The organism is Brachybacterium sp., assembly GCF_052095815.1.
Classification (GTDB): Bacteria; Actinomycetota; Actinomycetes; order Actinomycetales; family Dermabacteraceae; genus Brachybacterium.
Map to the genome: position 1 here is coordinate 1 of NZ_JBQDLF010000047.1, position 25,264 is coordinate 25,264.

The 25,264-nt window shown below is 70.6% G+C and carries 19 protein-coding genes and 1 tRNA gene; 7 read left to right on the forward strand and 13 right to left on the reverse strand.

Annotation, left to right across the window (positions count from 1 at the left end; translation table 11 throughout):
- Positions 1-148: 148 nt before the first annotated feature.
- The 4 genes from ACTH43_RS15315 to ACTH43_RS15330 are packed head-to-tail and all read right to left on the reverse strand — an operon-like array spanning position 149 to position 2,989.
- Complete coding sequence (locus tag ACTH43_RS15315) at positions 149-985, reverse strand: MetQ/NlpA family ABC transporter substrate-binding protein (protein WP_441445763.1); 837 nt, start codon at positions 983-985, stop codon at positions 149-151.
- A gap of 28 nt (positions 986-1,013) precedes the next feature.
- Complete coding sequence (locus tag ACTH43_RS15320) at positions 1,014-1,691, reverse strand: methionine ABC transporter permease (RefSeq protein WP_441445764.1); 678 nt, start codon at positions 1,689-1,691, stop codon at positions 1,014-1,016.
- The gene (locus tag ACTH43_RS15325; protein WP_441445765.1) at positions 1,688-2,419 is read right to left on the reverse strand and encodes a methionine ABC transporter ATP-binding protein; all 732 of its coding nucleotides are present in this window, start codon (positions 2,417-2,419) and stop codon (positions 1,688-1,690) included. Before ACTH43_RS15325 ends, ACTH43_RS15320 begins: the two co-directional genes overlap by 4 nt.
- A 54-nt stretch (positions 2,420-2,473) precedes the next feature.
- Entirely contained in the window at positions 2,474-2,989 is a 516-nt protein-coding gene (locus ACTH43_RS15330; protein WP_441445766.1) for an OsmC family protein, read from the reverse strand.
- A gap of 65 nt (positions 2,990-3,054) precedes the next feature.
- Between ACTH43_RS15330 and ACTH43_RS15335 the strand changes: the two genes are divergently transcribed.
- On the forward strand, positions 3,055-4,119 hold the full coding sequence (locus tag ACTH43_RS15335; protein ID WP_441445767.1) for an Rv2578c family radical SAM protein: 1,065 nt from the start codon (positions 3,055-3,057) through the stop codon (positions 4,117-4,119).
- 27 nt (positions 4,120-4,146) lie between these two features.
- Here the strand turns inward: ACTH43_RS15335 and ACTH43_RS15340 are convergent, their stop codons facing one another.
- From ACTH43_RS15340 to ACTH43_RS15365, 6 genes are all read right to left on the reverse strand, one after another.
- Complete coding sequence (locus ACTH43_RS15340) at positions 4,147-5,583, reverse strand: hypothetical protein (RefSeq protein ID WP_441445768.1); 1,437 nt, start codon at positions 5,581-5,583, stop codon at positions 4,147-4,149.
- A gap of 31 nt (positions 5,584-5,614) precedes the next feature.
- Positions 5,615-6,592, reverse strand: coding sequence for a hypothetical protein (locus ACTH43_RS15345; RefSeq protein WP_441445769.1), 978 nt, complete (start codon positions 6,590-6,592; stop codon positions 5,615-5,617).
- A 628-nt stretch (positions 6,593-7,220) separates the two neighbouring features.
- Positions 7,221-8,543 carry a hypothetical protein gene (locus tag ACTH43_RS15350; RefSeq protein ID WP_441445770.1) on the reverse strand — a complete coding sequence of 441 codons (1,323 nt, stop codon included), beginning with the start codon at positions 8,541-8,543 and terminating at the stop codon, positions 7,221-7,223.
- A 307-nt stretch (positions 8,544-8,850) separates the two neighbouring features.
- Positions 8,851-8,938: transfer RNA gene (locus ACTH43_RS15355), tRNA-Ser, on the reverse strand.
- A gap of 141 nt (positions 8,939-9,079) precedes the next feature.
- The gene (tyrS, locus tag ACTH43_RS15360) at positions 9,080-10,339 is read right to left on the reverse strand and encodes a tyrosine--tRNA ligase (protein WP_441445771.1); all 1,260 of its coding nucleotides are present in this window, start codon (positions 10,337-10,339) and stop codon (positions 9,080-9,082) included.
- A 403-nt stretch (positions 10,340-10,742) separates the two neighbouring features.
- Complete coding sequence (locus ACTH43_RS15365; protein WP_441445772.1) at positions 10,743-11,882, reverse strand: LacI family DNA-binding transcriptional regulator; 1,140 nt, start codon at positions 11,880-11,882, stop codon at positions 10,743-10,745.
- Between the two features lie 253 nt (positions 11,883-12,135).
- Between ACTH43_RS15365 and ACTH43_RS15370 the strand changes: the two genes are divergently transcribed.
- The 4 genes from ACTH43_RS15370 (at position 12,136) to ACTH43_RS15385 (ending at position 17,808) form a co-directional block, all read left to right on the forward strand.
- Positions 12,136-13,893, forward strand: coding sequence for an HAD family hydrolase (locus ACTH43_RS15370; RefSeq protein ID WP_441445773.1), 1,758 nt, complete (start codon positions 12,136-12,138; stop codon positions 13,891-13,893).
- Between the two features lie 160 nt (positions 13,894-14,053).
- Positions 14,054-15,031, forward strand: a complete 978-nt coding sequence (locus tag ACTH43_RS15375) for a cell division protein FtsQ (protein ID WP_441445774.1) — start codon at positions 14,054-14,056, stop codon at positions 15,029-15,031.
- A gap of 39 nt (positions 15,032-15,070) precedes the next feature.
- Positions 15,071-16,984, forward strand: coding sequence for an ABC transporter ATP-binding protein (locus tag ACTH43_RS15380; protein ID WP_441445775.1), 1,914 nt, complete (start codon positions 15,071-15,073; stop codon positions 16,982-16,984).
- On the forward strand, positions 16,984-17,808 hold the full coding sequence (locus tag ACTH43_RS15385) for an energy-coupling factor transporter transmembrane component T family protein (protein WP_441445776.1): 825 nt from the start codon (positions 16,984-16,986) through the stop codon (positions 17,806-17,808). Before ACTH43_RS15380 ends, ACTH43_RS15385 begins: the two co-directional genes overlap by 1 nt.
- A gap of 166 nt (positions 17,809-17,974) precedes the next feature.
- Here the strand turns inward: ACTH43_RS15385 and ACTH43_RS15390 are convergent, their stop codons facing one another.
- The 3 genes from ACTH43_RS15390 to ACTH43_RS15400 all read right to left on the reverse strand — a co-directional run bounded on the left by ACTH43_RS15390 (position 17,975) and on the right by ACTH43_RS15400 (position 21,305).
- A complete protein-coding gene (locus ACTH43_RS15390; RefSeq protein ID WP_441445777.1) occupies positions 17,975-19,108 on the reverse strand; it encodes a hypothetical protein in 1,134 nt (377 codons plus the stop codon).
- Positions 19,109-19,444: 336 nt separating this feature from the next.
- Positions 19,445-19,552: a methionine/alanine import family NSS transporter small subunit gene (locus ACTH43_RS15395; RefSeq protein WP_441445778.1), complete on the reverse strand. Its 108-nt coding sequence runs from the start codon at positions 19,550-19,552 to the stop codon at positions 19,445-19,447.
- A gap of 112 nt (positions 19,553-19,664) precedes the next feature.
- Positions 19,665-21,305 (reverse strand): sodium-dependent transporter, encoded by a 1,641-nt coding sequence (locus tag ACTH43_RS15400; RefSeq protein WP_441445779.1) that lies wholly within the window; start codon positions 21,303-21,305, stop codon positions 19,665-19,667.
- Between the two features lie 493 nt (positions 21,306-21,798).
- Between ACTH43_RS15400 and ACTH43_RS15405 the strand changes: the two genes are divergently transcribed.
- Together ACTH43_RS15405 and ACTH43_RS15410 are read left to right on the forward strand one after the other, a co-directional pair.
- A complete protein-coding gene (locus tag ACTH43_RS15405) occupies positions 21,799-23,169 on the forward strand; it encodes a M20 family metallopeptidase (protein WP_441445780.1) in 1,371 nt (456 codons plus the stop codon).
- Between the two features lie 144 nt (positions 23,170-23,313).
- Positions 23,314-24,897 carry an AbgT family transporter gene (locus tag ACTH43_RS15410; protein ID WP_441445781.1) on the forward strand — a complete coding sequence of 528 codons (1,584 nt, stop codon included), beginning with the start codon at positions 23,314-23,316 and terminating at the stop codon, positions 24,895-24,897.
- Positions 24,898-25,264 lie beyond the last annotated feature (367 nt).

The window sequence follows — 25,264 nt, forward strand, 5'->3', positions numbered from 1 at the left end:
GAGCCCATGCCGGACGTTCCGTCAGCTACTCATGGGTATCCCCTCCGAACTGTCGTGACGGCGTGGCTGATGCGACAGTTCAGAGCGGGTACTGACGAGTAACGCGGGGCGCGGCCCTCTGCTGCGCGCCTCTCAGGACGCGGGCAGTTCAGAAGGCGGGCAGCAGGGTGGCGCTGTGCTCCTCCTCGAGGAAGCTGCGCACTGCGTCGCTGGTCATCGCCCGGCGCAGCACCTGGATCTTCTCGGAGTCCTGGTTGTCCTCGCGTGCGATCAGGGAGATGGTGAATCGCTGGTCCACGAGCTCCTCGAGCAGGAGCGCATCGGCCGGGGTCAGGCCCACCTTCTCGATGTAGGAGGGGTAGCTGTAGACCAGCGCCATGCCCTCCTCGTCGTAGGCGGAGGGGAGGTTCAGCAGGTCGATCTGCACGAACTCGAGGGACAGGGGGTTGTCCACGATCTCGCCCACGCGGCCCTCGAAGCCGGTGCCCTCGGGCAGGGTGATCAGCTCCTGCCCTGCGAGGATCGCGAGCGCGCGGCCCTCGTTGGAGGCATCGTTGGGGATCGCGACCTTCGCGCCCTCGGGGAGCTGCTCGATGTCGTCGAAGGCTTTGGCGTAGAAGCCGACCTTCGCGTCGTAGATCCCGTCCAGCAGCACCAGATTCGCGCCATGGGCCTCGTTGAACGCCTGCATGTACGGCTCGTGCTGGGCGAAGTTCGCATCGACCTCGCCGTCGGCCAGCAGCCGGTTGTACTGGACGTTGTCGCTGACCTGCACCAGCTCGATCGTGTACCCCTCCTCGGCGGCGGCCTCGCCGGCGAGGGTGACCACGTCGGTCATCGGCGGCAGGTGGGAGGCCACCTTGATGACCTTGTCCTCCTCGCCGCCGCCGGACTCGCCTGCCCCGCATGCGGCAAGGGCCAGGGCGGTGGTCCCGGCAAGGGCGGTCAGGGCGAAGCTGCGGCGGTTGAACAGGTGTCGCGTCATGGGGGTCTCGTTCCTGGTCAGGAGGCGCTCAGCGCGCCCGCTTGTCGATGATGCGGGCAAGCAGGGTGCCCGCTCCCTGGATGACCATCACGCACACGACCATTATGAGGATCGTCGTGTACATCAGGTCGTATTCGTAGGTCTGGTAGCCGTACCGGATCGCGAAGTCGCCCACGCCGCCGCCGCCGACGACGCCCATGATGGTGGAGTAGCTGACCATCGAGATCGTCACCGTGGTCAGGCTCAGCACCAGGCCGGAGCGGGCTTCGGGGAACAGGAACAGGCTGATCAGCTGCAGCGGCCCGGCGCCCAGCGAACGGGCCAGCTCCACGGTCTGCTCGGGCACATCCAGCAGGGTCTGCTCGGAGAAGCGGGCGTAGAGCGCGGCGGCGACGAAGGCCAGCGGCACCGACGCCGCCGTGGTACCGAAGGACGTCCCCACCAGCCAGCGGGTGAACGGGATCAGCGCCACCACGAACAGGAGGAAGGGCACCGAGCGCACCACGTTGACATAGGCGTTCAGCAGTCGGTGCAGCCAGAGCCGGGGGTAGGGCCCGTCGGGCCGGGCGAGGTAGAGCAGGGTCCCGATCGGGAGGCCCACGAGCACCGCCGCGACCATGGAGTTGACCATCATGATCCCGGTCTCGAGGATCGAGAGGACGATCTCTCCGCGGTACTCGCCGAGGCGTGCCAGCAGATCGCTCATCCCAGGAACTCCCGGGCACGCTCGGCGTAGGAGTCGAACCGTTCCTGCAGGGGTGGCGGGGTCACCTCGGTGAGAGCGGCGAGACGGCCCTGCTCGAGCACCGCAGCCCGGTCGCACGAGGACTTGATGACGTCCAGCTCGTGGCTGACCAGCACGATCGTGGTGCCGAAACGGTCGCGAACATCACGCAGGATGGCCATGACCTCCTCGGTGGTCCCTGAGTCCAGGGCCGAGGTGGGCTCGTCGCACAGCAGGATCCCCGGCTGGGTGGACAGCGCCCGGGCGATCGCCACGCGCTGCTTCTCGCCGCCGGAGAGCTGGCTGGGGTGCTTGCGGTGATGATCGGCCATCTTCACGAACTCGAGCATCTGCATCACAGTGTCGCGCTCACGGCGGCGCTGCAGCCGCAGCGGTCGGGCCACGTTGTCGAAGACGGTCGAGTTGCCCAGCAGGTTGAACTGCTGGAACACCATGCCGATGCCGCGCCGGCGCTTCCGCAGCTCGCGTGGGGACAGGGCGCCGAGGTCCTCCCCGTCCACCAGCACGGTTCCGGAAGAAGGGGCCTCGAGGTGGTTGATCAGCCGCAGCAGCGTCGATTTGCCCGAGCCGGATTCGCCGACGATGCCGAACATCTCGCGGTCTTCGATGGTGAGGGTGACGTCGTTCAGCGCGGTCGCCGTGGAGCGTCCCTGGGGGAAGCTCTTGGTGACATTCCGCAGCTCGATCATCGTCGGCCCAGCCTACCGACCATGCAGGTCAGAAGGTTATGTGCTGCATCACGTTCAGTGTTGAACTCTCAGCTCGACGACCGGCACGCCCTGCCCGCGCAGGAGCTTGGAGACGGGGCAGCGGGCATGCGCGGCGTCGACCAGTCGCTGGGCCTGGTCCGGGTCCAGTCCCGGGATGCTCACCAGGGCGCGGGGTATGAAGCGGTAGCCGCCGGCTGGGTCGGGGTGCAGCCCCACCTCGACGCTCACCTGGCTGGGATGCTCGAGCCCCTGGGCGTTCATCACCACCCGCAGCGTCTCCCCGAGGCACGTGCTCCAGGCCATCGCCAGGAACTGCTCGGGGTTGAACCCCTTCGCTGTGGGCGTCGGCCCACCCGTCGGCAGCGCGACCGCCCCGTCCGGGGCGTCGGCCAGAGCCTCGAGCGCAATGGCGGAGGCTCCGCGGATCTGCACCCGGCCAGAGGTGCCTCCGCTGTTCTCGACCCGGGCGGTGTACAGCGCGGGGTCGGGCTTCGGAGACGCGCCGGTCTGCGGGTCGGAAGCGGCTGGGGGAGCGGGGTCGGTCACCATCGATCCAGGCTAAGCGGTGCCATCGATCCTTGACGCCAGCTCGAACACGTGTTCGACTGTGCGGTATGCGATGGAGTGGGCAGGAGATTGGCCAAGAGCCCGGCGAGCAGCAGCGGTCCCCGGCGCTGCTGGGCCTGTCGGGCCTCGTGCGCAGCGTGACCACCCCCGACTTCCAGGGCGTCACCTTCCACGAGGTCACCGCGAAGTCCGCGCTGAATCGCGTGCCCGCCGCGAGCTCGATGCCCTTCGAGTGGACGGTGAACCCCTACCGCGGCTGCTCGCACGCCTGTGTCTACTGCTTCGCCCGCAGCAGCCACCGCTACCTCGACCTCGATGCGGGCGCCGGCTTCGATCAACAAGTGATCGTCAAGGTCAACACCGCCGAGGTGCTGCGAGCCGAACTCGCGAAGCGCTCCTGGCGGTGGGACCTGGTGGCACTGGGCACCAACACCGATCCCTACCAGCGGGCCGAGGGGCGGTACCGGCTGATGCCCGGCATCATCGATGCCCTGGCGGACTCCGGCACCCCGCTGTCGATCCTCACCAAGGGCACGCTGCTGCGCCGCGACCTGCCGCAGCTGGTGACAGCCGCCGAGCGGGTCCCGGTGGACCTCTCGATGTCGATCGCCGTGTTCGACGACGCGCTGCAGAAGGCCGTCGAGCCCGGCACGCCCACCACTGCGGCGCGGTTGGCGACGGTGCGCGCCGCGGCCGACGCCGGCTTCCGAGTCACCGTGTTCCTCATGCCGATCATGCCGTGGCTGACGGATTCCGACGCCCAGCTCGACGACGCCCTCGCCCAGATCGCCGGCGCCGGCGCCGCGCACGTCATCTTCGGCGCGCTGCACCTGCGCCCGGGGGCGAAGGAGTGGTTCCTCGAGTGGATCCAGCGGGAGCACCCGGAGCTCGCCACCGGGTACCGACGCTTCTACGGCACCGCGTCCTACGCCCCGGCGGCGTACCGCAAGCACCTCGCCCAGCGGCTTCGGCCGCTGCTGAGGCGTCACGGCCTGGACTCCCGCGAGGACGAGGACCAGCCCGAGCAGCGACGCTACGCGGCCGACGCCGCACGTCGGATCCGCACCGCGCCCTCGGCACTGGATCTGGCGCTGCAGCCGGCGCTGTTCTGAGCTGGCCATAGAAATGCCGGGTGAGGGTCAGGCCACAGCGTCGGCGCCTGCCGACCAGGTCGAGCACTCGCCGAGGGACCCGCGGCTGTCCCGTCCGGTGCCCACCCAGGCGGCACGCGACTCTTGGGCGGGATCACCCGCGGTGACAGGCTCACCCTGCGCCTCGACGGAGGTCACGAAATCCTCGACCCGCTCGGCCGGGCGGATACCCTGCGGCAGCTGGAAGGCCGCGGCCGAGGAGAGGCAGGAGACCTGCAGTGCGTACCGGCGCTGGACCTCGTCGGCCTGCTCCGGGGCGTCGGCCAGCTCGAGCAGCAGCGCGCCGTAGTAGGCGTCCAGATCGGCTGCGGCCAGCGCGAACATCGTGTACGAGTACGCCAGGTGCCACATGTACAGGCTGGGAGCCTCCGTGGCCGAGGTGTTCGAGAACCCCGGATCCCAGGCGGCCGGCCAGTAGAGGGTGTTGTCGTCATGGCAGACCACCGGGGCGGTCTTGGTGAAGTTCGCGGTCTGGCAGGCGGAGTCCGTCGGCAGTGTGTCCATCGTGTAGACGACCACGTCCGGGGCCTCGAAGGCGATGCCCACGGGCTCGAGGGCGTCGGCCCAGACCGTCTCCAGGCAGCCCGCGCCCGCCTCGAGATAGCCCGGCAGCTCCTCGGCCGGCAGCATCCCTCCCGCGGCCGGCGGCAGGACGCATTGCGCGGGGATCGGCAGCCGCGCCTCGAGCAGCGGATTCTCGGCGAGAACCTGCTGGAGCTCCTCGGGACTGCCGGCGGGGACCTGCTCCTCCGTGAGCGGTGCCCACACCCCGGGGTCGACATCGGGGGTGTTCATCAGAGGGTCTTGGGCCATGGGGGCCGTGGCGTCGTCGTGGTCGGTGAGCCACAGCGCGGTGAGCCCGCCGCCGATCCCCAGCAGCAGGAGCATCGCGCAGCCGAAGGCGATCGCCGGGATCAGCAGCCCGCGGGGCTTGGGCCCGGTGGTGGCGTCGATCCCGGGCGGAGGCTGCGGTGGCGGTGGCGCCGGTAGTGGCCGCAGTGGCGAGGGTGCGCCGGGCGAGGGCTGGGCAGCGGCCGACGGGGTGGGCGCCGGTGGGGCCGACCGCGGGGCTGCCGGTGAGGCAGCCGGAGGGGCCGACGGCGGAGGCTCGAATCGGGGGCGCTGGTCGAAGCGCTGGATCGGCGCGTGATCGGGGACGATGGCTCGACCAAAGGGTGCGCGATCGATGAAATCGGACGACGACGACAACAACGGCGCCGGTCCCGCCGCTGCACCGGAGCCGGGACCGGCGGGCCACTGCACGGTCGGGGCGTCGTCGAGAAGCGGGCGGTGCACGGTGCCCTCATCGGGGGCTGATCGCAGCACCGTGTCTTCGTCGAGGGCCGGACGCAGCACCGTGTCCTCGTCGTCCGATGTCGCGTCGGCGTCGCCGGAGGGGTCGACCCCGTCGGCCCTGCTGTTCATCGTCCTCCTGCCGCCGGACTCGCGCCCGGGCTCAGCTCACCTGTTCAGCATCGACCAGCCAGGTGTTGCAGGCAGAGAGGTCGCCGCCGGAGTTGAAGCCGATCTCCAGCCACTTCGCACGGTTCTCGGACGAGATGTTGTACGGGGGCTCTCCCTCGATCCAGCTCTCAGGATCGGTGAGGGCTTCGCGCAGCGCCGGGGTGGGCTCGGCCGCGGACGGAACCTGCATGGCGACCGCGGAGGACACGCACTGCATCTGCAGGCTGTAGCGCCGCCAGGACTCGTTCAAGAGCTCCTCGTCGGTGCCGTCCTCGAGCATGTCCCGCATGGTGCCGTAGTAGATGGACATCGAGCTCTGCCAGCCCACAGCGTTCTGATAGATGAAGGCGAGATCCCACAGGTAGGCCCCCGGGACGTCCGCCGCATCGGGGAAGTCGAGCGCGGTGCCGTAGCCGATGGGCCAGTAGACCGTGTTGTCGAGGTTGCACATCCGAGGGAAGTCCTCCTCGAAGCTCGAATCGCACGCGGAATCCGCGGGGATGTCCGGGTAGGTGTAGACCACGACAGTGGGACCTGACCAGGGCAGCCCACGGTCCGAGCTCGCCGTGCCCCAGATCTGGTTCAAGCAGGTGGAGGACGCATCCAGCACAGCCTGCAGCTGCTCGGGAGTCGGGGAGATGGGAGTCTCGGGGAGCTCGCACGTGGTGATCGACGGCAGCTTGCCGTGGACCAGCGGGTTGTCTTCCAGGACTGCCCGCATGTCGTCGACATCGCCCGGCGGCAGGTCGATCGGCGAGACGACCTCGAACCCGGAACCTTCCTCCTCGGGGGGAGTGGTGACCTCGCTCGGGGACTCGGAGTCCGGATCCGTCTCCGGATCGGTCACGGGCTCGGTCTCGGGCGGAGGGTCGGAGGCGATCGTGGTGTCGTCCCCTCCTCGACTGAGCACGAGGTAGGTGATCCCGCCACCGACCACGAGCACCATCGCCAGGACGCAGCCCAGGGCCACAGTGATCAGAGCCCAGGGCCGCTTCCGCGGCGGCTGCTGGCCGAAGCCGCCAGGGCCGTGCGGGCCCGTCGGGCCGTGCGGGCCCGTCGGACCATGGGGGCCGGCGGGGCCGGAAGGGCCGCCATAGCTGGGGACGGCGGGTCCGTTCTGCCCCGGTCCGCCGTAGCCCGGAGGACCCGCTGCGGGGGGCGCGAACTGCGGGGAAGGCGGGAGCGACTGCCAGGGGCCCGGTGCAGGAGCGCCGTGCTGACCCCCCTGCTGACCGCCCTGCTGACCGCTGTGCTGACCGCCCGGCTGGCCACTCTGCGCGGGAGGACCGTAGTGGGGATTCTGAGGGCCGGAACCTTCAGGGGAAGGAGGCTGCTGGGAAGGAGGCTGCTGCCAGCCGCCCTGCGGGTTCGGGGCCGGCTGGTTCACACCCTGGTGGCCCGGTCTGTGCTGATCGGGCCCCTGCGGGCCGCTGCTGGAACCGCCCCATCCTGCGCTGGACATCAGCTCCCCCTCGCTTCCGTCACGTCATTGTTCCCGGCAGGATATCCGCGCAGGCCGCGCGATGGGCGGGGATGGCTCCCGCCCTTCGCATCGGACTTCGTCCTCGCCACCAGGGCTGCGCCGATGGATGCCGCTGTCAGGTCACCTGCTCGAGATCGGCCACCCACGTATTGCAGACGGAGATGTCGCCCTCGGAGGTGAACCCGCGGTCGATCCACAGGGACCGGTTTTCGGTGCTGATGTTCCGCGGAGGCTCCCCCTCGGTCAAGTAGGCGGGGTCGGTGAGCATCTCTCGAACCGCTGGAGAGGGCTCGGCGCTGGTCGGGAACTGCATCGATGCCGCGGAGGCGAGGCACAGCCGCTGCAGGGTGAGGCGCCGCCAGGTCTCGTCGAAGCGCTCCGGGTCGCTGGTCTCGAGCTCGGTGCGGATGGTCCCGTAGTAGATCGTCAGCGAGCTGTTCCAATACGCGGTGTTCGTATAGACGAAGGCGAGGTCCCAGAGGTAGGCACCAGGGACGTTCGCCGGATTGGTGAGGTCCGATGCGGTCCCGAACCCGACGGGCCAGTAGATCGTGGAGTCCAGGTTGCACATGCGGGGAGCATCCGCGGAGAACTGAGTGTCGCAGGTGGCATCCGCAGGCACATCCGGGTGCGTGTACACGACGATCTTCGGGCTCACCCACGGCAGATCACGGTCCGAGCTCGCCGTGGCCCATTGCTGGTTCAGGCAGAGCGAGGCGGCGTTCAGCACGGCCTGCAGCTCCTCGACGCTCGGCTCCAGCGGAGTCGCTGGCAGATCGCAGGTGGGCAGAGCGGGCAACGTGCCCTCGGTCAGTGGGTTGTCCGACATGACCTGCCACAGCTCATCGACGGTGCCGGTCGGCGGGTCATAGGGCACGACCACCTCGAAGGGGGTGCTCGTCTCCGCAGGCGTCGGCGACTCCGTCTCCCCGGAGGTGACCGGATCCGAGGGGGCGTCGGTGGCGATCGCGGTGTGGTCCCCGGTGCGGCTGAGCACGAGGTAGGTGAGGCCGCCGCCGACCACGAGCACCATCGCCAGCACGCAGCCCAGCGCGACGGTGATCAGCGCCCACGGCCGGTTCCGGGGAGGCTGCTGGCCGGGGCCACCGGGGCCACCGGGGCCACCGGGGCCACCCGGGCCCTGCGGACCGCCGGGACCGGACCCGCCATGCCCGGGGTGCGCGGGAGAGCCGTAGCCGGGGCCCGGGGGTCCGCCGACGTTCGGGGACCCCATCGGATGCATCGACGGGGAGCCGGACGGCGGGACCGCTGGCGGTGACTGCCAGGGGGCAGGAGACGGAGCGCCGTGCGGCCCGGCGGTCTGCCCGGCGCCGGACTGCGGCTGGCTGCCCTGCGGTGCTCCTCCCTGAGGAACCCCGTTCTGCCATGCCTCGCCCCGCGGCCCGTTGCCGGGACCACCCCATCCTGCGTTCGACATCAGCTCCCCCTCGCTTTTGTCAGCCTTTGCTGGGCGAAGGATATCCGCGCAGGCCGCACGGAAGGAGATCGGGAGAGCCGAGGGATGCGTGCGGAGCTGTCGTGGGCGCGGACCGTCGGCGCACCCCATCCCGCTGACGTGCATGGACGCGGCCGATCGAGGGCGAGGTTCCGATGCGGTCACGAGTGCGCGACGCCGCGGGCGCCTGGCTCCGCACCCTGGACTGCGCTGCTCATGCCGTACCGTGCCCGGACATGGAAATAGCCCCTGACATGCGATCAAGTCGCAGGTCAGAGGCTATTTCAGCTGGCGGAGGATGGGGGATTTGAACCCCCGAGGGCGTTAACCCAACACGCGTTCCAGGCGTGCGCCATAGGCCGCTAGGCGAATCCTCCAGCGCTCTATAAGAGCAGTGGATAGCGTACCTGACACCCCAGGGTGGTGCGAACCGGACCGACGCAGGTCACATTCGGGGCCTGGGCGAACGGGCAGCGGCGCGCGCTCGCGCACCGGCGATGCCCGGGCGCGACCGCGTCTCAGGCAGGCGCGCCTCCGCCACGCTCCGATGGTTCAGCGATCTCGAGCCGGAACCAGCGCCTCCTCCCTGCGCGCAGGACCCAAGAGGACGAGAGAGTCAGGAGCTCCTCCGGATCTGAGAAGCGGCGCCCCTCCAGCTCGACCCCGCCACCGGCCAGGAGGCGCCGTGCCTCGCTGCGGGAGAGCTCGGGGCGCGCCGTCGTCACCAGGTCGAGTGCGGTCATCGTCGTGCGGCTCAGCGCGAGCGGGGCCATCTCGCGGGGCTGCTCCCGTGCGGAGAAGACACGGAGGAACTCCTCACGGCTGCGACTCGCCGCGGGGGCGCCATCGTGCCGGGCGACGATCGCCTCGGCCAGATCGAGCTTCGCATCCCGGGCCGCAGCGCCTCCGGAACCCGCCCGTCGGCCGAGCTCCTCCACCCGCTCGAAGGGAAGGTCGGAGTAGACGCGGGCCCAGGTGCCCACCAGCTCGTCCTGCAGCGTCATCAGCCGACCGAACTTCTCCTCCGGCGCGGCGCACAGGCCCACGTAGTTGTTCAGCGACTTCGACTGCTTCGGCCCGCCGTCGAGGCCCGGCGTGACGGTGCTGGTGATGATCGTCTGCGGTGCCTGCCCGTGCTTGACCTGCAGCTCGCGTCCCATCGACTCGTTGAACAGCTGGTCGGTGCCCACGATCGTCAGGTCGGATTCCAAGGCGACGGAATCGAAGCCCTGCAGCACCGGGTAGATCAGCTCATGCATCGCGATCTCTGTTCCGGCGGTGATCCGTGAGCGGAACATGTCGCGGGAGATCAGGTGGGCGTGCGTGATCAGGCTGAGCTCGGACAGCAGCCCGGCGACCCCCATCTCGTCGAACCATTCGGAGTTCCGACGGATCTGCAGCAGCTCGGGCTCGGAACGCAGCACCCGGGTCACCTGATCGAGGAACGAGGTGGCGTTGTCGAGGAGCTGCTGCTCGGTGAGCACTGGGCGTGAGGCACTGCGGCCGGTCGGATCGCCGATGCGGCTGGTGGTGTCCCCGAGCAGGAAGATCACGGTGTGGCCATGGTCCTGGAGGGTGCGCATCATCCACAGGTTCACCGCGTGGCCGAGGTGGAGGTCCGGGGCGGTGAGGTCGACGCCGAACTTGACGCGCAGGGGCCGCCCCTCGCGCAGCCGAGTCAGCAGGTCCTCGCGGCCGATGATCTGGTCCGTGGTGCGCTCCAGCTCGGCGAGGATCTCCTCGGGGGAGCTGTGCGGCGGGGTCGGGGCGATGGTCATGGAGAGGTCCTTCCGGAAGGGCGAGGAACCTCGTGCGAACCCCTCGCCGTGGCGACGAAAAAAGGCGAGGACCGTGTGGTCCTCGCCTGGGGCTCTGAGTCGAGCGGTGCTATCTCACCTCGCCTGCCTCACGGCATCGGCGCGCGCACGACAGCGCGGCTCGTCCCAGAGCCGTGCGGATAGTCGATGCGCAGGTGCATGCCGGAAGGGTAGCGCATGCCTGGTGCCTGGTGCCTGGTGCCTGGTGCCTGGTGTCCGGCAGCGTCGAAGGCGCCGACGACGCGGACGACGCGGACGACGCGGACGATGCGGCCGATGCCGAGGAGACGGAGGAGCGACCGCCGATTCTGCGCTGAGGACCTATGTGGCCGCAGCGGATAGGTCGTCAGCGCACAATGGGCGGTCACCGACCGTGCGGGAGCGGGTGCGGGTGCGGGTGCGGGTGCGGGAGCGGGAGCGGGGCCGGTGACAGTGAAGGTGAAGGTGAAGGTGACGGTGACGGCGACGGTGAAGGCGGGACACGTCGGTGCAGCGCCGGGCCGGGACCGGTCGAGGCGCGGAGGGTCAGCACCGGGTCGACGACGCTCGATGTGTCGTGCTCCCGGCCCGCGATCCGCTCGCGCAGCATCTGGGCGGCGAGGCGGCCCATCTCCTGCCGGGGCTGATTGACGCTGGTCAGGTGGGGGCGCACGGTGAGCGCGACCGCGGAGGAGTCGTAGCCGATCACGCTGAGCTGCGTGGGGACCTCGATGCGACGGTCGGCCGCGCGATGCAGCACGGTGACCGCAGCGATGTCATTCGCCGCGAACACGGCGGTGGGCGCATCGGCGTCGCCGCGGCGCAGGGCGCGCAGCAGCTGCTCGATGCCGGCGTCGGCCGCGGCCGGATCGGGACCGATCACCTGCGCGCTCTCACGCAGACCCAGGCGCTCCGCCTCCGCCAGGAAGCCCGCCCGCCGCATCGCCGGCCCCGGCCGGGTGGACAGGGTGACATGGGCCAGCTGCCGATGCCCCTGCTCGACCAGATGGCGCACGGCCAGTGCCGCTCCAGCCTGGTCGTGGTTGAGCACCGAGTCGGTGCCGGTGACCGCATCCTGCATCCGCCCGATCACCACCACCGGCACCCGCTGTCCGGCCTGCTCGAGCGCCTGCGGGCTCAGCCAGGTGGTCACCGCGACGATCCCGTCCACCTCGAGCTCCAGCAGCCGCTGCAGCTGCCGTTCCAGATGGGCGCCGTCCCGCCGGCCGTGAGCGATCACCACCCCGAGCCCGAGGCTCTCCGCCTCGGCCTCGATCCCCGCGATGACGTCCGTGTGATACGGATTCCCGAGGTCCGTGGGCAGCACCCCGATCAGACCGGTGCCCCGTGACCGGCGCCGATAGCCGAGCTGCCGCGCCGCGGCCAGCACCCGCCCCCGGGTCGCCGGCGCGACCCCGTCACGATCATTGAGCGCCATCGACGCCGAGGCCGACGACACCCCCGCTGCGCGAGCGACGTCCGCCAACGTGATCCGGAGGGCGGTCCTGTCGGCGGGGGAGCTCATGAGACCGGTCTACACGACTCTTTTCGGGTTCTGACCGGCAGGACTGAAGAGTTTCAGGTCCAGAGACGAAGACGTGCCGGGAGGTTCACCCGGAGTTCATGAACCCACCGGACTCTCTTCCTAGCGTTGCTCATGCGGCGTCGGGATCCCGGCCTCGCGCCGTTCCCCTCATGATCGGAGAGACGTGAGCATTGCGCCTCGTTCCTCGCAGCCGGACCTCACCGGCATGCACCTCCCGCCGGAAGGGGGCCCCGTGCCTTCGGCGCCGGACCTGTCGGCACCGGACCTGTCGGCACCGGCCCTGCCTGCAGCGGCCCTGCCCGCCCCGCGGGCGCTGCTGCTGGACTTCGGCGGGGTGGTCATCTCCACCTCCTCGCGCGTGACCTGGGCTCGGGAGCTCGCCGAGATCGTGGTGGAGCGGGCGCGCGCCGTCGGCGCCGACCTCGAGCTCGCCGAGGTCGAGGAGTCCCTGCGCACCGGCCGCACCGCCCTGTCGCTGTGGAAGAACGCGGCCAGCCGTAGGCTCTCCCCGCGCGAGCTCGGCCCGCGCGAGATCGTCGAGGACTTCCTGCTCGCGGACCTGCCCGCGACGGTGCGCAGCGCCCTGGCCCTGGACGCCCGCGAGCTGCTCGCCGCGATGGCGCCCCTGGTCGCGGACCACCACCAGCGCCCCGGCATCACCGAGCTGCTCGCCGAATGCGCCGCTCGTGGGATCCGCCTCGGGATCGTCTCCAACGCCCACTCGGGCCGGGCACATCGCGCGATCCTCGAGCACCTCGGTCTGGCTGAGACCTTCGGCGTCCAGATCTACTCCGACGAGGTCGGGATCCGCAAACCGCATCCCGACATGATCCGTCTGGCCACCGAGGCGCTGGACGTCGACCCGCAGGAGGCCTGGTATGTCGGCGACACCCTGGACCGCGACGTCGTGGCCGGGCGCCGCGCCGGCGTCGGCGCCGTGGTGATCACCCGCGACCGCCGCACCGACCACCCGCCCTTCCGCGTCACCGACACTCCCGACCTGGTGCTCGAGACCCCGGAGGGACTGCTGGCACCGCTGCGGGCAGCGCTCGAGGCGTCGGCCGCCCGCGCAGCTGCTGCCGACCCCGCGGGCGCCACCGTCAGCGGCACCCTGACCCCCGACGGTGCCGTGGGTGACGTCGCCGCCGCCGACGGGACCGCGCTGCCCGGTGAGAACGACCCCGCGCCGTCGGCCGTCGCCGCCCGGCGCCCCGCGCTGCTGCTGGACCACGGCGGGGTGATCACCCTGTCCACTCCGAACCCGCAGCGGTTCGCGGCGGTCGCCGCCCAGATCGTGGCGCTGTCCGAGCGGATCGGCAGCCCGATCGACCGAGCCACCGCCGAGCGCGCCGCCGCCGAGGGCTGGGAGCGACACCGTGCCCGCAAGCGCGCCCGCGACGCCGCCGCCGATCAGGCCCCTCGGCACGAAGAGATCGACCCGGCCATGCTCTGGGGCGATCTCGTCGGCGCAGGGCTGCCCGCCCCGCTGCGTGCCGCCCTGCGGCTCGAGGCCCCGCAGCTCTCCCTCACCCTGCACCGCTTCAAGAATCTCCCGGCGCCGCGCCCCGGCGCGCTCGAGCTGATCCGGTGGTGCCATCAGCAGGGGATCGTCGTCGGCATCGTCTCCAACACCATCTCCGGCGAGGGCGTGCGCGAGATCCTCGCCCGCTACGGGCTCACCGCGATGATCGGCCCCTCCGCCTACTCGGACGAGGTGGGCGTGCGCAAGCCCGGCCGCGCGATCTTCGAGGCCGCCCTCGCGGGACTCGCCACCGACCGGTCGCAGGTCATCTACGTCGGGGACAAGGCCCTGAACGACGGCCGCGGCGGACGCGACGCCGGCATCGGCACCGTCTGCCTGCTGCGCGGCGGCAAGGACTCCGACGCCGACCTCGACGCGGCCCTCACCAGCGGCGACGCCGACCACGTGCTCGACTCCCCGGCCCAGGTCATCGACCTGCTCGCCGCGCAGCTGGCCGTCGGCCCCTGACCTTCCTGACCCGTCCGCCACCGCCCCGAGACCCGGCCCCGACCCCCGTCGGCGCCCTGACCGGACCCCGACCGCGTCGGGTCCGCCTCACCGCAGTGCCTTCTCCCGCAGTGCCGCCTCACCCCGCCCGCCTGCCTTTCCTCGTCCAAGGAGCATCGCCATGTCCACCCAGATCCCCTCACCTCCCGCCACGGACCAGCGCCGCGGCACCCTGCGCGGCGTCGTCGACGGCGTGCGCCGCGCGGAGCTGACCACCTCCCAGAAGCTGATGGTCTTCGTGCTCTCGATGTCCCTGTTCGGACTCTCGAACATCATCCTGGAGATCGTCCCGGACCCCTCGATCGGCCCCGTCGACATCTCGGTCTCGAACATGATCTTCGTGCCGCTCGCGATGGCCGCCCTGCTCTCCCCGTTCTGGGCCGCGCTCGGCGCCCCGCTGGGCGAGATCGTGTTCACCGATCTGCTGATGGGTGACTTCTCCGGCCTCGCCGAGATCGAGGGCTACCTGCAGATGTTCCTCGCGATCTACATCGGCGGTTCCCTGGTGCGGAACCCCCGCAACCGGCTCCAGATCGCGATCGGCGCGGTCGCCATCATCCTCATCGACAAGATCCTCTCCGCCGTGGTCGACCTCGGCAAGGTGTGGGTCGGCGTCGAGGACGCCGAGTACGTCGAGGGCCTGCCCGAGTCGGTCCTGACCCTGGAGATCCTGGGCCTGGGCGTCGACGTCATCATGAGCGGCATCCTGCTCGGCGCGATCCCCGCGATGTGGCTGATCCCCGCCCTGCACGGCAAGATCGAGCCCCTGATGGGCATGCGTCCGCGCGTCCCCGGGGAGCCGATCCCGGGTGATGCACCGAAGACCCCGATGTTCGTCGGCTTCGTGCTGCTGCTCGCGATCGCCTCCTTCGGCTTCGCCTTCCTCGAGGCCTTCGACATCAGCGCCGGTGCCTGGGAGCCGGACTTCCTGGACCAGTTCGGAAAATGGTTCCTGCTGATCGCCGTCGCCGCGATCGCCGTGGTGATGCTCGTGGCGATCCTCCTGTTCCGCCTCTCCCGCTCCACTCCCGACGCGGGGCGTGAGGCCGAGGAGGTCGTCGCGGCGGACGCCACCGACGCCGGGACCTCCGGGCGCTGAGGCGCCGAACGCCCGCTGGCCCCCACGAGCAGGAGCATCATGCAGACCGTTCCCCCGACCACTGCCCACCCGATCGCGGCGGATCCGATCGTCGCGGCACCGTCGGATCCCGTGATCGTCGTGAAGGACCTGTCCTTCCGCTATCCCGGGACCGACCGCGACACGCTGCGCAATGTCGATCTCACGATCGAGCGCGGCGACTTCGTGGCGGTGGTCGGGGGCAACGGCTCTGCCAAGACCACGCTGTGCAAGACCTTCAACGGTCTGGTGCCGCACTACTGGAACGGCGATTACGCCGGCTCCGTGCACGTGGGCGGTGTGGACACCTGGGAGTCGAGCGTCGCGGAGCTGTCCAGCCGCGTCGGCTACGTCTACCAGGACTTCCAGAACCAGCTGGTGCGGCCGACGGTGCGCGACGAGATCGCCTTCGGGCCCCTGAACTTCGGGCACGAGGACTATCGCGAGCGCACCGAGGAGGCCCTCGAGCAGCTGGGCATCACTCACCTGCGGGACAGCTTCGTCTGGCAGCTCTCCGGCGGGCAGGCCCACCTGGTCGCGCTGGCCGCGGTGCTCGCCATGCGCCCCGAGGTGATCGTGGTCGACGAGCCCGTCGCCGAGCTCGATCCGGCGCGTGCCCGCGAGATCTATCTGCGGCTGCGCGAGCTCAACGAGCGCCACGGCATCACCGTGGTCGCGATCGAGCACCATGCCGAGTTCATCGCCGAGTTCGCCCGCTCGGTGGTGCTGATGGCCGACGGCGCCCCGGTGTGGCACCTGCCCGTGCAGGAGGCCATGGACCGCCACCGCGACCTCGAGGCCCACGGCATCCCCGCCCCTGACGCGGTCGCCCTGACCGCCGCAGTCGGCGCGGAGCGGGTGGCGCTGGATGTGCCCTCGGCCGTCGCGATGCTGCGCCTGCAGGTGGGGGAGCGGCCGACGGGGGCGGGAGACGAGATCGCCGACCCGACTGCGCTCGTCGCGACTGCGGCTCGCACCGAGCCCGTCGCCACCCTGACCGGCATCCACCACGGCTATCGCACCGTCGGAGGGGAGCTCGCCCCGGTGCTGGTGGATCTGAACCTCGAGCTGCACGTGGGGGAGCGGGTCGCGCTGGTGGGCACCAACGGCGCCGGCAAGACCACCCTCATGAAGCTGCTGACCGGCCTGATCGTGCCCCGCGAAGGCACCGTCACCGTGGACGGCATCGACACCCGCTCCCGCTCCGCCGCCCGGCTCTCCGAGCACGTCGCCTACCTCTACCAGCACCCGCAGCAGATGTTCCTCAAGGACACCGTGCGGGCCGACGTCGCCCTCTTCCCCGTCGGGAGGAAGGTGCCGGGAGCCCAGCAGCGGGTCGACGAGGTGATCGACCGGGTGGGCCTCGTCGAGCTCGCCGAACGCGACGGCCGCACCCTCTCCGGCGGTCAGCAGCGCCGCGCCACGATCGCCATCGGTCTGGCCATGCGGCCCACGATGCTGCTGCTGGACGAGCCCACCTCGAGCCTCGACGTCCGCTCCCGCCACGACGTCACCGGAATGCTCGAGTCCCTCGCCGAGACCGTGCGCTGCGCCGTGGTCGCCACCCACGACATGGAGCTGGTCGCCTCCTGGGCCAGCCGCGTCATCGTGCTGGACCAGGGCCGGGTGCTCGCCGACGTCACCCCGCGCGAGCTGTTCTCCCGCCCCGAGCTCACCGCCCAGGCCCGCCTGGTCCCGCCGCAGGCCGCCCGGATCGCGCACGAGCTGGGCCTGGACCCGCTGCCGCTGACCGCCGCGGAGCTGCGGACATGGCTGCCCGACCCGTCCGTGCTCGGCACGTCGGCTGCGTCTGCGCTGTCGGCTGCGCCCGCGTCGTCCGCCGTGCCCGCGTTGTCGGCTGTGCCCGCCCCGTCGGCTGCGCCCGCCCTGTCGACCGCCCCCACTGCCGCCCTCGATCCCCTGCAGGAGTCCTGATGGCCCGCAAGACCCATGACGTGCTCAGCATCGACTGGGTGCGCCTGGAGCTGCTGCGCACCGCCTACTCCACCCGCGGCGGACTCTTCTCCCGCATGGACCCGCGCATGGTCATCGCCTGGTATCTGGTGATGGCGTTCGCCCCCTGGTTCACCCACAACCTCACCGTGCTGATCGGCTTCTTCGTGCTCGGGATCGTCTCGGTGATCCTCGCCCGGGTGGGTCCGCTGGTGCTGGGCCTGTTCGTGATCGGCCTCGGCGCGGACATCATCGCCCTGTTCGTCGCCGCCTTCCTGTTCGGCGGCGACCTCACGACGCTGGTCGCGCTCGCCGAGCTGAATCTGAAGCTCGGCGCCGTCTCGATGGCGTCCATGGCCGCCTTCGTCTCCCTGGACCCGGAGAAGCTCTCCGATGCCCTGCTGGCCCTGCGCGCCCCCGAGCTGCTCGCCTTCGGCGTGAGCTACGGCTACCGCATGCTGCCGATCCTGGTGGACGAGTATGTGACCGTCTTCGAAGGGCAGCGGCTGCGCAACGCCCCACCCGCGACCCGCGGGTTCCTCGGCTGGCGGGTGGTCTGGCAATGGTGCGTGATGGCGGTGACGGCGTTCTACCCGATCATGCTCAACACCGCCAAGAACGTGCGCACCACTGTCGAGGCCCTCGAGACCCGCGGCTTCACCTACGGCGCGAGCAACCCCGCCGGCCGCACCCTGCGCCTCGCCTACCTGCGCGTCACCGCGCTGGACGTCGCGGTGCTGGCCGCGACGGCCCTGACCGTGATCGGGGTGTACTGGCTGGGTGTGCAGGTGCCGCTGTATCGGTGACGGGCCAGTGCTGACGTGGCCCTGGCCTCGCGACCCGAGCCCGTATCCGGGTCGGCCCTGCCCGTGCCCTGCCCTGCCCCGCCCTGCCCTGCCCTGCCCCGCGGACCCTTCCCCAGCAGACGTCGATTGTGCTCGGAGGACCTATGGGCGTGCTCCAGATGAGTCCTCAGCGCACATCGGATGACGGGGAGCGGCGAGGGGGCGGCGTGATCGGGCGACGCAGTGCGGCGCCCGCGTCCCCTTGCCATGCGCTCTCGGGCGGGGCGGGAGCACCGGCGGCGAGGAAGGTGCGCCGCAGCGCGCTGAGGAAGCGGCCGGGCTCGCGGATGTCCGCGGCGGTCAATCGCCGCAGGGTCCAGCCGGCCGACTCCAGCGAGTCCCGCCGTGCGTGCTCCTCTCTCCACGCGCCTTTGCTGCGGTGGATGTCGCCGTCGTACTCGATGCCGATGAGGTGTGAGGCGTAGGCGTTGTCGATCCGCCGGAGGGTCCCCTTGTCCGGGTCCTGGACGCGGAGATTCGGCGTGGGTTCGGGGAACCCGGCGCGGGTCACCAGCAGGCGGGTCCGCGTCTCCCCGGGGGACTCGACCCCTTCGCGTGCATCCGCGAGTGCTCGCATCACCCTGCGGTATCCGGGCCGTCCTCGGTAGGGCTCGAGAGCACGGCCGACGGCTTCGCAGGTGGTCCCCGGGAGGGAGCTGTTCGGTCCCAGGAAGTGATCGATCGCGATGACCACCTCATCGTGCTCGAGGAGGAGCGCCAGCTCGAGCAGCAGCTCCGGGGGTGAGGAGAGGATCAGCCCGCGCCACCTTCTGGTGGCACCGGGGGCCATGCGGTGCACCGTCACGTGCCGCCCCGCCTTCGGCTGCGACCCGGGTGGGACACGGCAGTGCAGGTGAGGCAGCGTCAGCGTCAACGCCGGGTGGCCTGGTCCGAGGCGGTCGGGCTCGGTCAGCGGGGGAGCCTTCGGGTCATGCCGGGGCGCGAACAGGCTCAACCGCCGTCGGCCGCTGCGCGGGTCGCGAAGGTGGAGGAGGAGTCCCACCCCGTCATCGACATCGAGGGGGACCGGCACTCCGTACAGGACGGCAGCAGTGGTGTGGCTGAGGACGGCGCCGGGGATCACGGTCCTCTGCAGCGCGGAGACGATGTCGTCGAACCACGCAGGGAACGCCCGGGGAGTGAGCAGACCGGGCAGGGGGCGGACGAACTGCGTGCCGGCCAGACGCTTGCTGGAGACGCCCATGTCTCGCCAGCGGCTGCGGGAGAGCAGAGCGCCCGCGGGGAGGGGGATCGCACGCATGCCGAGACCGTAGGCGTCACGCGACAGGCATCCCGATGGGGGCTGCGCCCTGTGGAGACCGCAGCACTGTGGAGGAACGGTGCGGGTGCGGGTGGCCGCGCCTGGCCGGTGGTGGTGGCGGCGCCCGGTCGGTGGCGGCGCCCGGCGGCTGGCCGCGTCTGGCGGATGGCGGCACCCGCTCCGGCTCTCACATCCGTACCCGCACCCGCACCCGCGCGGCGCCGGGTGCCGGGTGCGACGAAAGTGCGCTGTGGTTCTATGCGAGTGCTTCGCATAGGTCCACAGCGCACAATCGCCGGCGGGCCGGGGCCGGCGGGCCGGGGCGGCCCGCCCGGCTCAGTCGTCGGTCTCGGGGTGGCGCCTGAGATTGATGATGGCGGCGACGAGGCCGCCCCAGACGGTGACGATCGCGATGATCATCATGACGATGGAGGCGAAGGACATGATCACTCCTGTGTGGTGGGAAGGACGGTCTGAGCAGAGCGGCGGATGAGCGGACGGGGGCGGTGCAGGTCCGGCCGGATCTCGGCCGGCCGTTCTCCGCGCCGCCCCGAGGTCACGGCGCGCTGCGCAGCTCGTGCGGGGTCGCGGCCTCGGGATCCGTGACCAGGCCCTTGCCGGCCACAACCTCCGGGGCGATCGGATCGCCGTCGGAGTCCGTCTTGTAGAGGTTGGAGTTCTTCGACCACGGGATCAGCGACAGCCCGATCGCGATGACCACCAAGGCGATCGCCATCAGCCAGCCGAAGACCAGGTTGAACCAGCCGGGGTACTCGCTGTACGTGGTCTCGGAGGTGACCAGGGTGATCGTGCTGAGGATCAGCGAGACGCCGAGCACGAGCGGCGCGATCACCGCCACGCAGAGCATCCAGATCCTCCCGATCGGGAAGGTGCCGCGCTGGTTGAGGTGGTCGCGCAGGGTGGGCAGGCCCCGCACCACGTAGGAGACGACGATCGTGGACACGGCGGCGGCCGCGACGATGCCGTACTCATTGGCCCACTTGTCCATGACGTCCAGCAGGGGGAGCCCCATGGTGGTGGAGAACAGCACGATGGAGACCACGGCCATCGGGACGCTGACCGCGAGGGTCGCCGGCACGCGCGCCATGCCGAACTTGTCCTGGATCGCAGCGATGACCACCTCGACGATGGAGATCAGCGAGGTGAAGCCGGCCAGCACCAGGGAGCCGAAGAACAGCACTCCGATGATGGCGCCCGCCGGGGCCTCGCTGATGATGGTCGGGAAGGCGATGAACGCCAGGCCCACCCCGGAGGTGACGACCTCGTCGATGGCGACGCCCTGTGCCTGGGCCATGAAGCCCAGCGCGGAGAACACGCCGATGCCGGCGAGGATCTCGAAGCCCGAGTTCGCGAAACCGACCACCAGGCCGGAGCCGGTGAGGTCGGTCTTCTTCTTGAGGTACGAGGCGTAGGTGAGCATGATGCCGAACGCCACCGAGAGCGAGAAGAAGATCTGGCCGTAGGCCGCGATCCACACGCCGGGGTCCGTCAGCGCGGCCCAGTTGGGCTGGAAGAAGGCGTCCAGGCCGTCGATCGCGCCGGGCAGGAACAGCGAGCGCACCACCAGGATGATGAACATGACGACCAGCAGCGGGATGAAGATGACAGAGGCGGCGGCGATGCCCTTGTGCACGCCGAGGGCCATCACCACGATCACCGCGAGCCAGACCACGATCATCGAGATCAGCACCGGCGGTACGAAGTCGAAGCTGACGGTGGCATCGGCCCCGCCGAGAGCCTGGGTGTACTCGCCGAAGAACGCACCGGCGTCATCGCCCCAGCGCTGGTCGAAGGAGAAGATCGTGTAGTTCGTGGCCCAGGCCAGGATCAGCGCGTAGTAGAGAGCGATGATCAGGGCGATCAGCACCTGCCACCAGCCGATGAATTCGGTCCAGCGCCTGAAGCGGCGCCAGGCGGCCGGCGCCGAGCCGCGCCAGCGGTGCCCGAGCGCGTAGTCGAGGAACAGCAGCGGGATGCCGGCGGTCAGCAGCGCGACCAGATACGGCAGGATGAACGCGCCGCCGCCGTTCTCGTAGGCCACGGCCGGGAAGCGCCAGATGTTGCCGAGCCCGACGGCCGAGCCGATGGCGGCGAAGATGAACGCGGTGCGGCCCGAGAAGGCACCGCGGTCGGCGCTCGGCGCAGGGGCGCCGGCGGATGGGGACGATGCACTCATGAAGAGCCTCCGGGGAGCAGCGCCGCGGGGGAACGGCGCAGGAGAGGGGCCGACGACGATGACGACCCGGGGAAGGACCACCGCGGGGACGGCGACCGAGAACTGCCACGAGGAGCGACAGGCGCTGACGTCGAGCGACGGGGCGTCACCGGTGCGCGGCGGCGCTGTCCATCGGGGGACGACGGGATCGTCGCCACGAGGGCGACGGGGTGGCCGCCAGGAGACGACCACGGATCGCAGGGTGAGCGGTCCGCACGGGAAGCACGGCTGCGGGATCGCCGCAGGGCACTGACCAGATCGTACATTCCTGCGGAATGTGTGCGCGCGGGTGGTCCCCTCACCCACGTCAGAGGGCAGCCCTGCTCAGGCCTGCTCGCTCCCGTCCGCGCCTGTTCGCCCCCGTCAGCGCCTGTTCGCGCCTGCGCTCCTGCTCGCGGAGCCATCTGGTGGAACCTCGCCCCCGAACGCCGGTGTGTGCTCTACCGTGACCGGCATGACGACCGAGCCGACAGCGCGTCCCGGCGCCCAGCACACCGAGGTCTCCTCGGCCTACCTCCGCCAGCTCGATGAGGAGCGCGAGACGGCGATGCGCACCTCGGCCCACCCGGTCTCCGCCTTCGACGGCGCCTCTCCCGCGCTCCACGAGCGCCTCGAGGCGCAGGTGGGGGCCGACGCCGCGGAGATGGTCGCGCTGATGCTCGACCTCGCCGAGCACCCCGAGGTCGCCTTCGAGGAGCACCGTTCCGCCCGCGCGATCGCCGACGTCCTCGCCGCCCACGGGATCGACGCCCAGGTGGGCGTGCATGGCCTGGACACCGCGATCCGTGCGGAGATCCGCGGCCCGGGCGCCGAGGACGACGATGCGCCGACCTTCGCGATCCTCTCCGAGTACGACGCGCTGCCGGGCGTCGGACACGGCTGCGGCCACAACGTCATCGCCGTGATGGGCCTGGGCGCGTTCCTGGCGCTCGCCGCGCTCGCGGAAGCGGACCCGTCGGCCGTGCCAGGACGGGTGGTGTTCCTGGGGACCCCCGCCGAGGAAGGCCACACCGGCAAGGAGTACATGGCCCGCGAGGGCGCCTTCGACGGACTGGGCGCCGCCGTCATGGCCCACCCCTACGGCTATGACCTGGCCGATCAGACCTGGCTGGGTCGCAGGACCCTCACCGTCGAGTACCACGGGCATACCGCCCACGCCTCTGCCCAGCCGTTCATGGGTCGCAACGCGCTGGACGCCGCGAGCCTGATGTACCAGGGCATCGGGCTGATGCGCCAGCAGACCCCGCCGACGGACCGCATCCACGCCGTGATCCGCGAGGGCGGCGAGCGGGCGAGCGTCGTGCCCGACCGCGCTCGGCTCGACCTGTACGTGCGCTCGCAGCGTCCGGAGACGCTCAAGGACCTCTCCCGCCGGGTGGAGGACGTGGCCCGCGGTGCCGCACTGATGGCCGGGGTCGGGGTGAGCGTCCAGTGGGACGAGCATCCGCCGTCGCTGCCCGTGCGCACCAACGAGGCACTCACCGGGCGCTGGGTCCAGGCGCAGCGCCAGCGCGGCCGGGACCCGCTGCCGCACGGCGTGGTCTCGCCCTCCCTCGCAGCGTCCACCGACTTCGGCAACGTCAGCTATCGCGTGCCCGGCATCCACCCGGTGATCCGGATCGCTCCGCCGGAGGTCGCCCTCCACACCCGGGAGTTCGCGGCCTGGGCCGTCTCCGAGGACGCGCGCACCGCCGCGGCCGACGGCGCCTACGGCCTCGCCGCCACCGTGCTCGATGTGCTGCACGATCCGGCCCTGGCCGCTGCCGTCGCCGAGGAGTTCGAGGCGGCGGGCGGAGCGATCGACGTCCCCGGCTTCTTCGACTGACCGCACGCCCCTGAATGGCCGCAGTTCTTTCACTGGCCGCAGCACTTCGAACGACCGCAGTTCTTCCACAGACCGCAGTCCGCCGCGCTGGGCACGAACCGACCCACCGGCAGCCGCCACTCACCCGACCCGACTGGAGTCACCATGAGCGCCGCACAGACCACGCCGACGAAGACCGGCTTCACCGATCGGGCCCTGAACTGGGTGGAGTGGGCGGGCAACAAGCTGCCCGAGCCATTCATGCTGTTCATGGTCCTGTTCGTGATCACCGGACTGGTCTCCACCGGGATGCAGATGGGAGGGGTGGTCGTCACCGTTCCCGGCTCGGAGGAGCCCACCGCGATCAGGGGCCTGTTCACCGGTGAGGGCATGGCCTGGCTGACCACCAACCTCGGCATCAACTACATCGGGTTCCCGCCGCTGGTCACCGTGATGCCGATCCTGCTCGCGATCGGCATCGCCCAGCACTCGGGGCTGCTGGCCGCCGGGATCCGGAAGCTGTTCGGCTCCTCGCCGGCGTGGATGCTCCCGTACGTGGTGGGCTTCGTGGGCGTGATCTCCTCGATCATGGCCGACTCCGCGTTCGTGGTGGTTCCGCCGCTCGCGGCGCTCGTGTTCAAGGCGGCCGGCCGACACCCCGTGGCCGGTCTGCTGGGCGGCTTCGCCGCCGCCGGCGCCGGCTACTCCACCAACATCTTCCCCACCTCGCTGGACGCCCTGTTCGCCGGCATCACCACCTCGGTGATGGAGGCGCTGCCCGGCTTCGAGTTCACCGCCGTGAACCCGGTGTCGAACTGGTTCTTCAACATCATCGCCTCGCTCATCCTGGGCTTCGTGGCGGGCTTCATCATCGACAAGCTCATCGAGCCCCGACTGACGCGTCAGAACGTCCCCGTGGACGAGATCGGCGTCGAGGGCGCCGAGGACTCCTCGGACAGCGCCGAGCACATGCGCGCCGCCCTCACCCCGAAGGAGAACAAGGGACTGCTGGTCGCGGTGCTGGCGGGCGTCGTGCTCACCGCGCTGATCCTGGTGGCCGTGCTGCCGGCGGGCTCCCCGTGGCGGAACGAGGAGGGCGGCTTCCTGCCCAAGTCCCCGCTGCTGAGCTCGATCGTGTTCATCGTGGTCGCGTACTTCATGGTGGTCGGCACCGCCTACGGCGTCATCGTCGGCACCCTGCGCAACACCCGCGACGCCGTCCAGATGATGTCCGACGCGCTCAAGGAGATGCTGCCGTTCATCGTGCTGGCCTTCATCCTGGGCAACTTCATCTCGTTGTTCAACTGGTCCGGGATCGGCACCTGGATCGCGGTCACCGGCGCGGCGGGCCTCGAGAACGCGGGACTGACCGGTTTCGGTGCGGTGATCGGCTTCATCCTGCTGGCCAGCGTGCTGAACCTGTTCATCATCTCCGGCTCCGGCATGTGGGCGATCATGGGCGCCGTGTTCGTGCCGATGTTCGCGCTGATCGGCTACGAGCCCGCCTTCACCCAGGCCGCGTTCCGGGTGGGCGACTCCGCCACCCAGGTCATCACCCCGATGAACCCGTACATGATCGTGCTGCTGGGCATGCTGCGGAAGTACGAGCCGGGCGCGGGCCTGGGCACGCTGATGGCCCGGATGCTGCCGTTCGTCATCCCGTTCTGGGTGGTGTGGACGCTCATCCTCGCGGTGTTCTTCTTCTTCGACCTGCCCCTCGGCCCGGGCAACGGGATCTTCATGGGCTGAGGTGGGGCGATGGCCCGAGTCGTGGGTTCGGTACCGGGGCGGACATCGAGTCGTAGGTTCGGTACCGGGGAGGTCATCGAGTCGTAGGTTCGGTACCGCTCAGCCCCTCTTTGCGGTACCGAAGCTACGACTCGTTGCGGTGCCTGCCCCGTCCCGGTCCCTGCGCCGGTCCCGGTGTACTGCGCCGGGAGGGGGCGACGAGCGACCACGCTGCACGACCGCCTCCCGCAGAGCACAGCAGCTGGCCGCAGAACCGCAGACGGCGAGGATTCTCTTCCGGCACCCCGGCACCCCGGCGCCCCGGCACCCCGGCGCCCCGGCGCCCCGGCGCCCCGGCGCCCCGGCCCGCCGGCGACCCGGCGCCAGG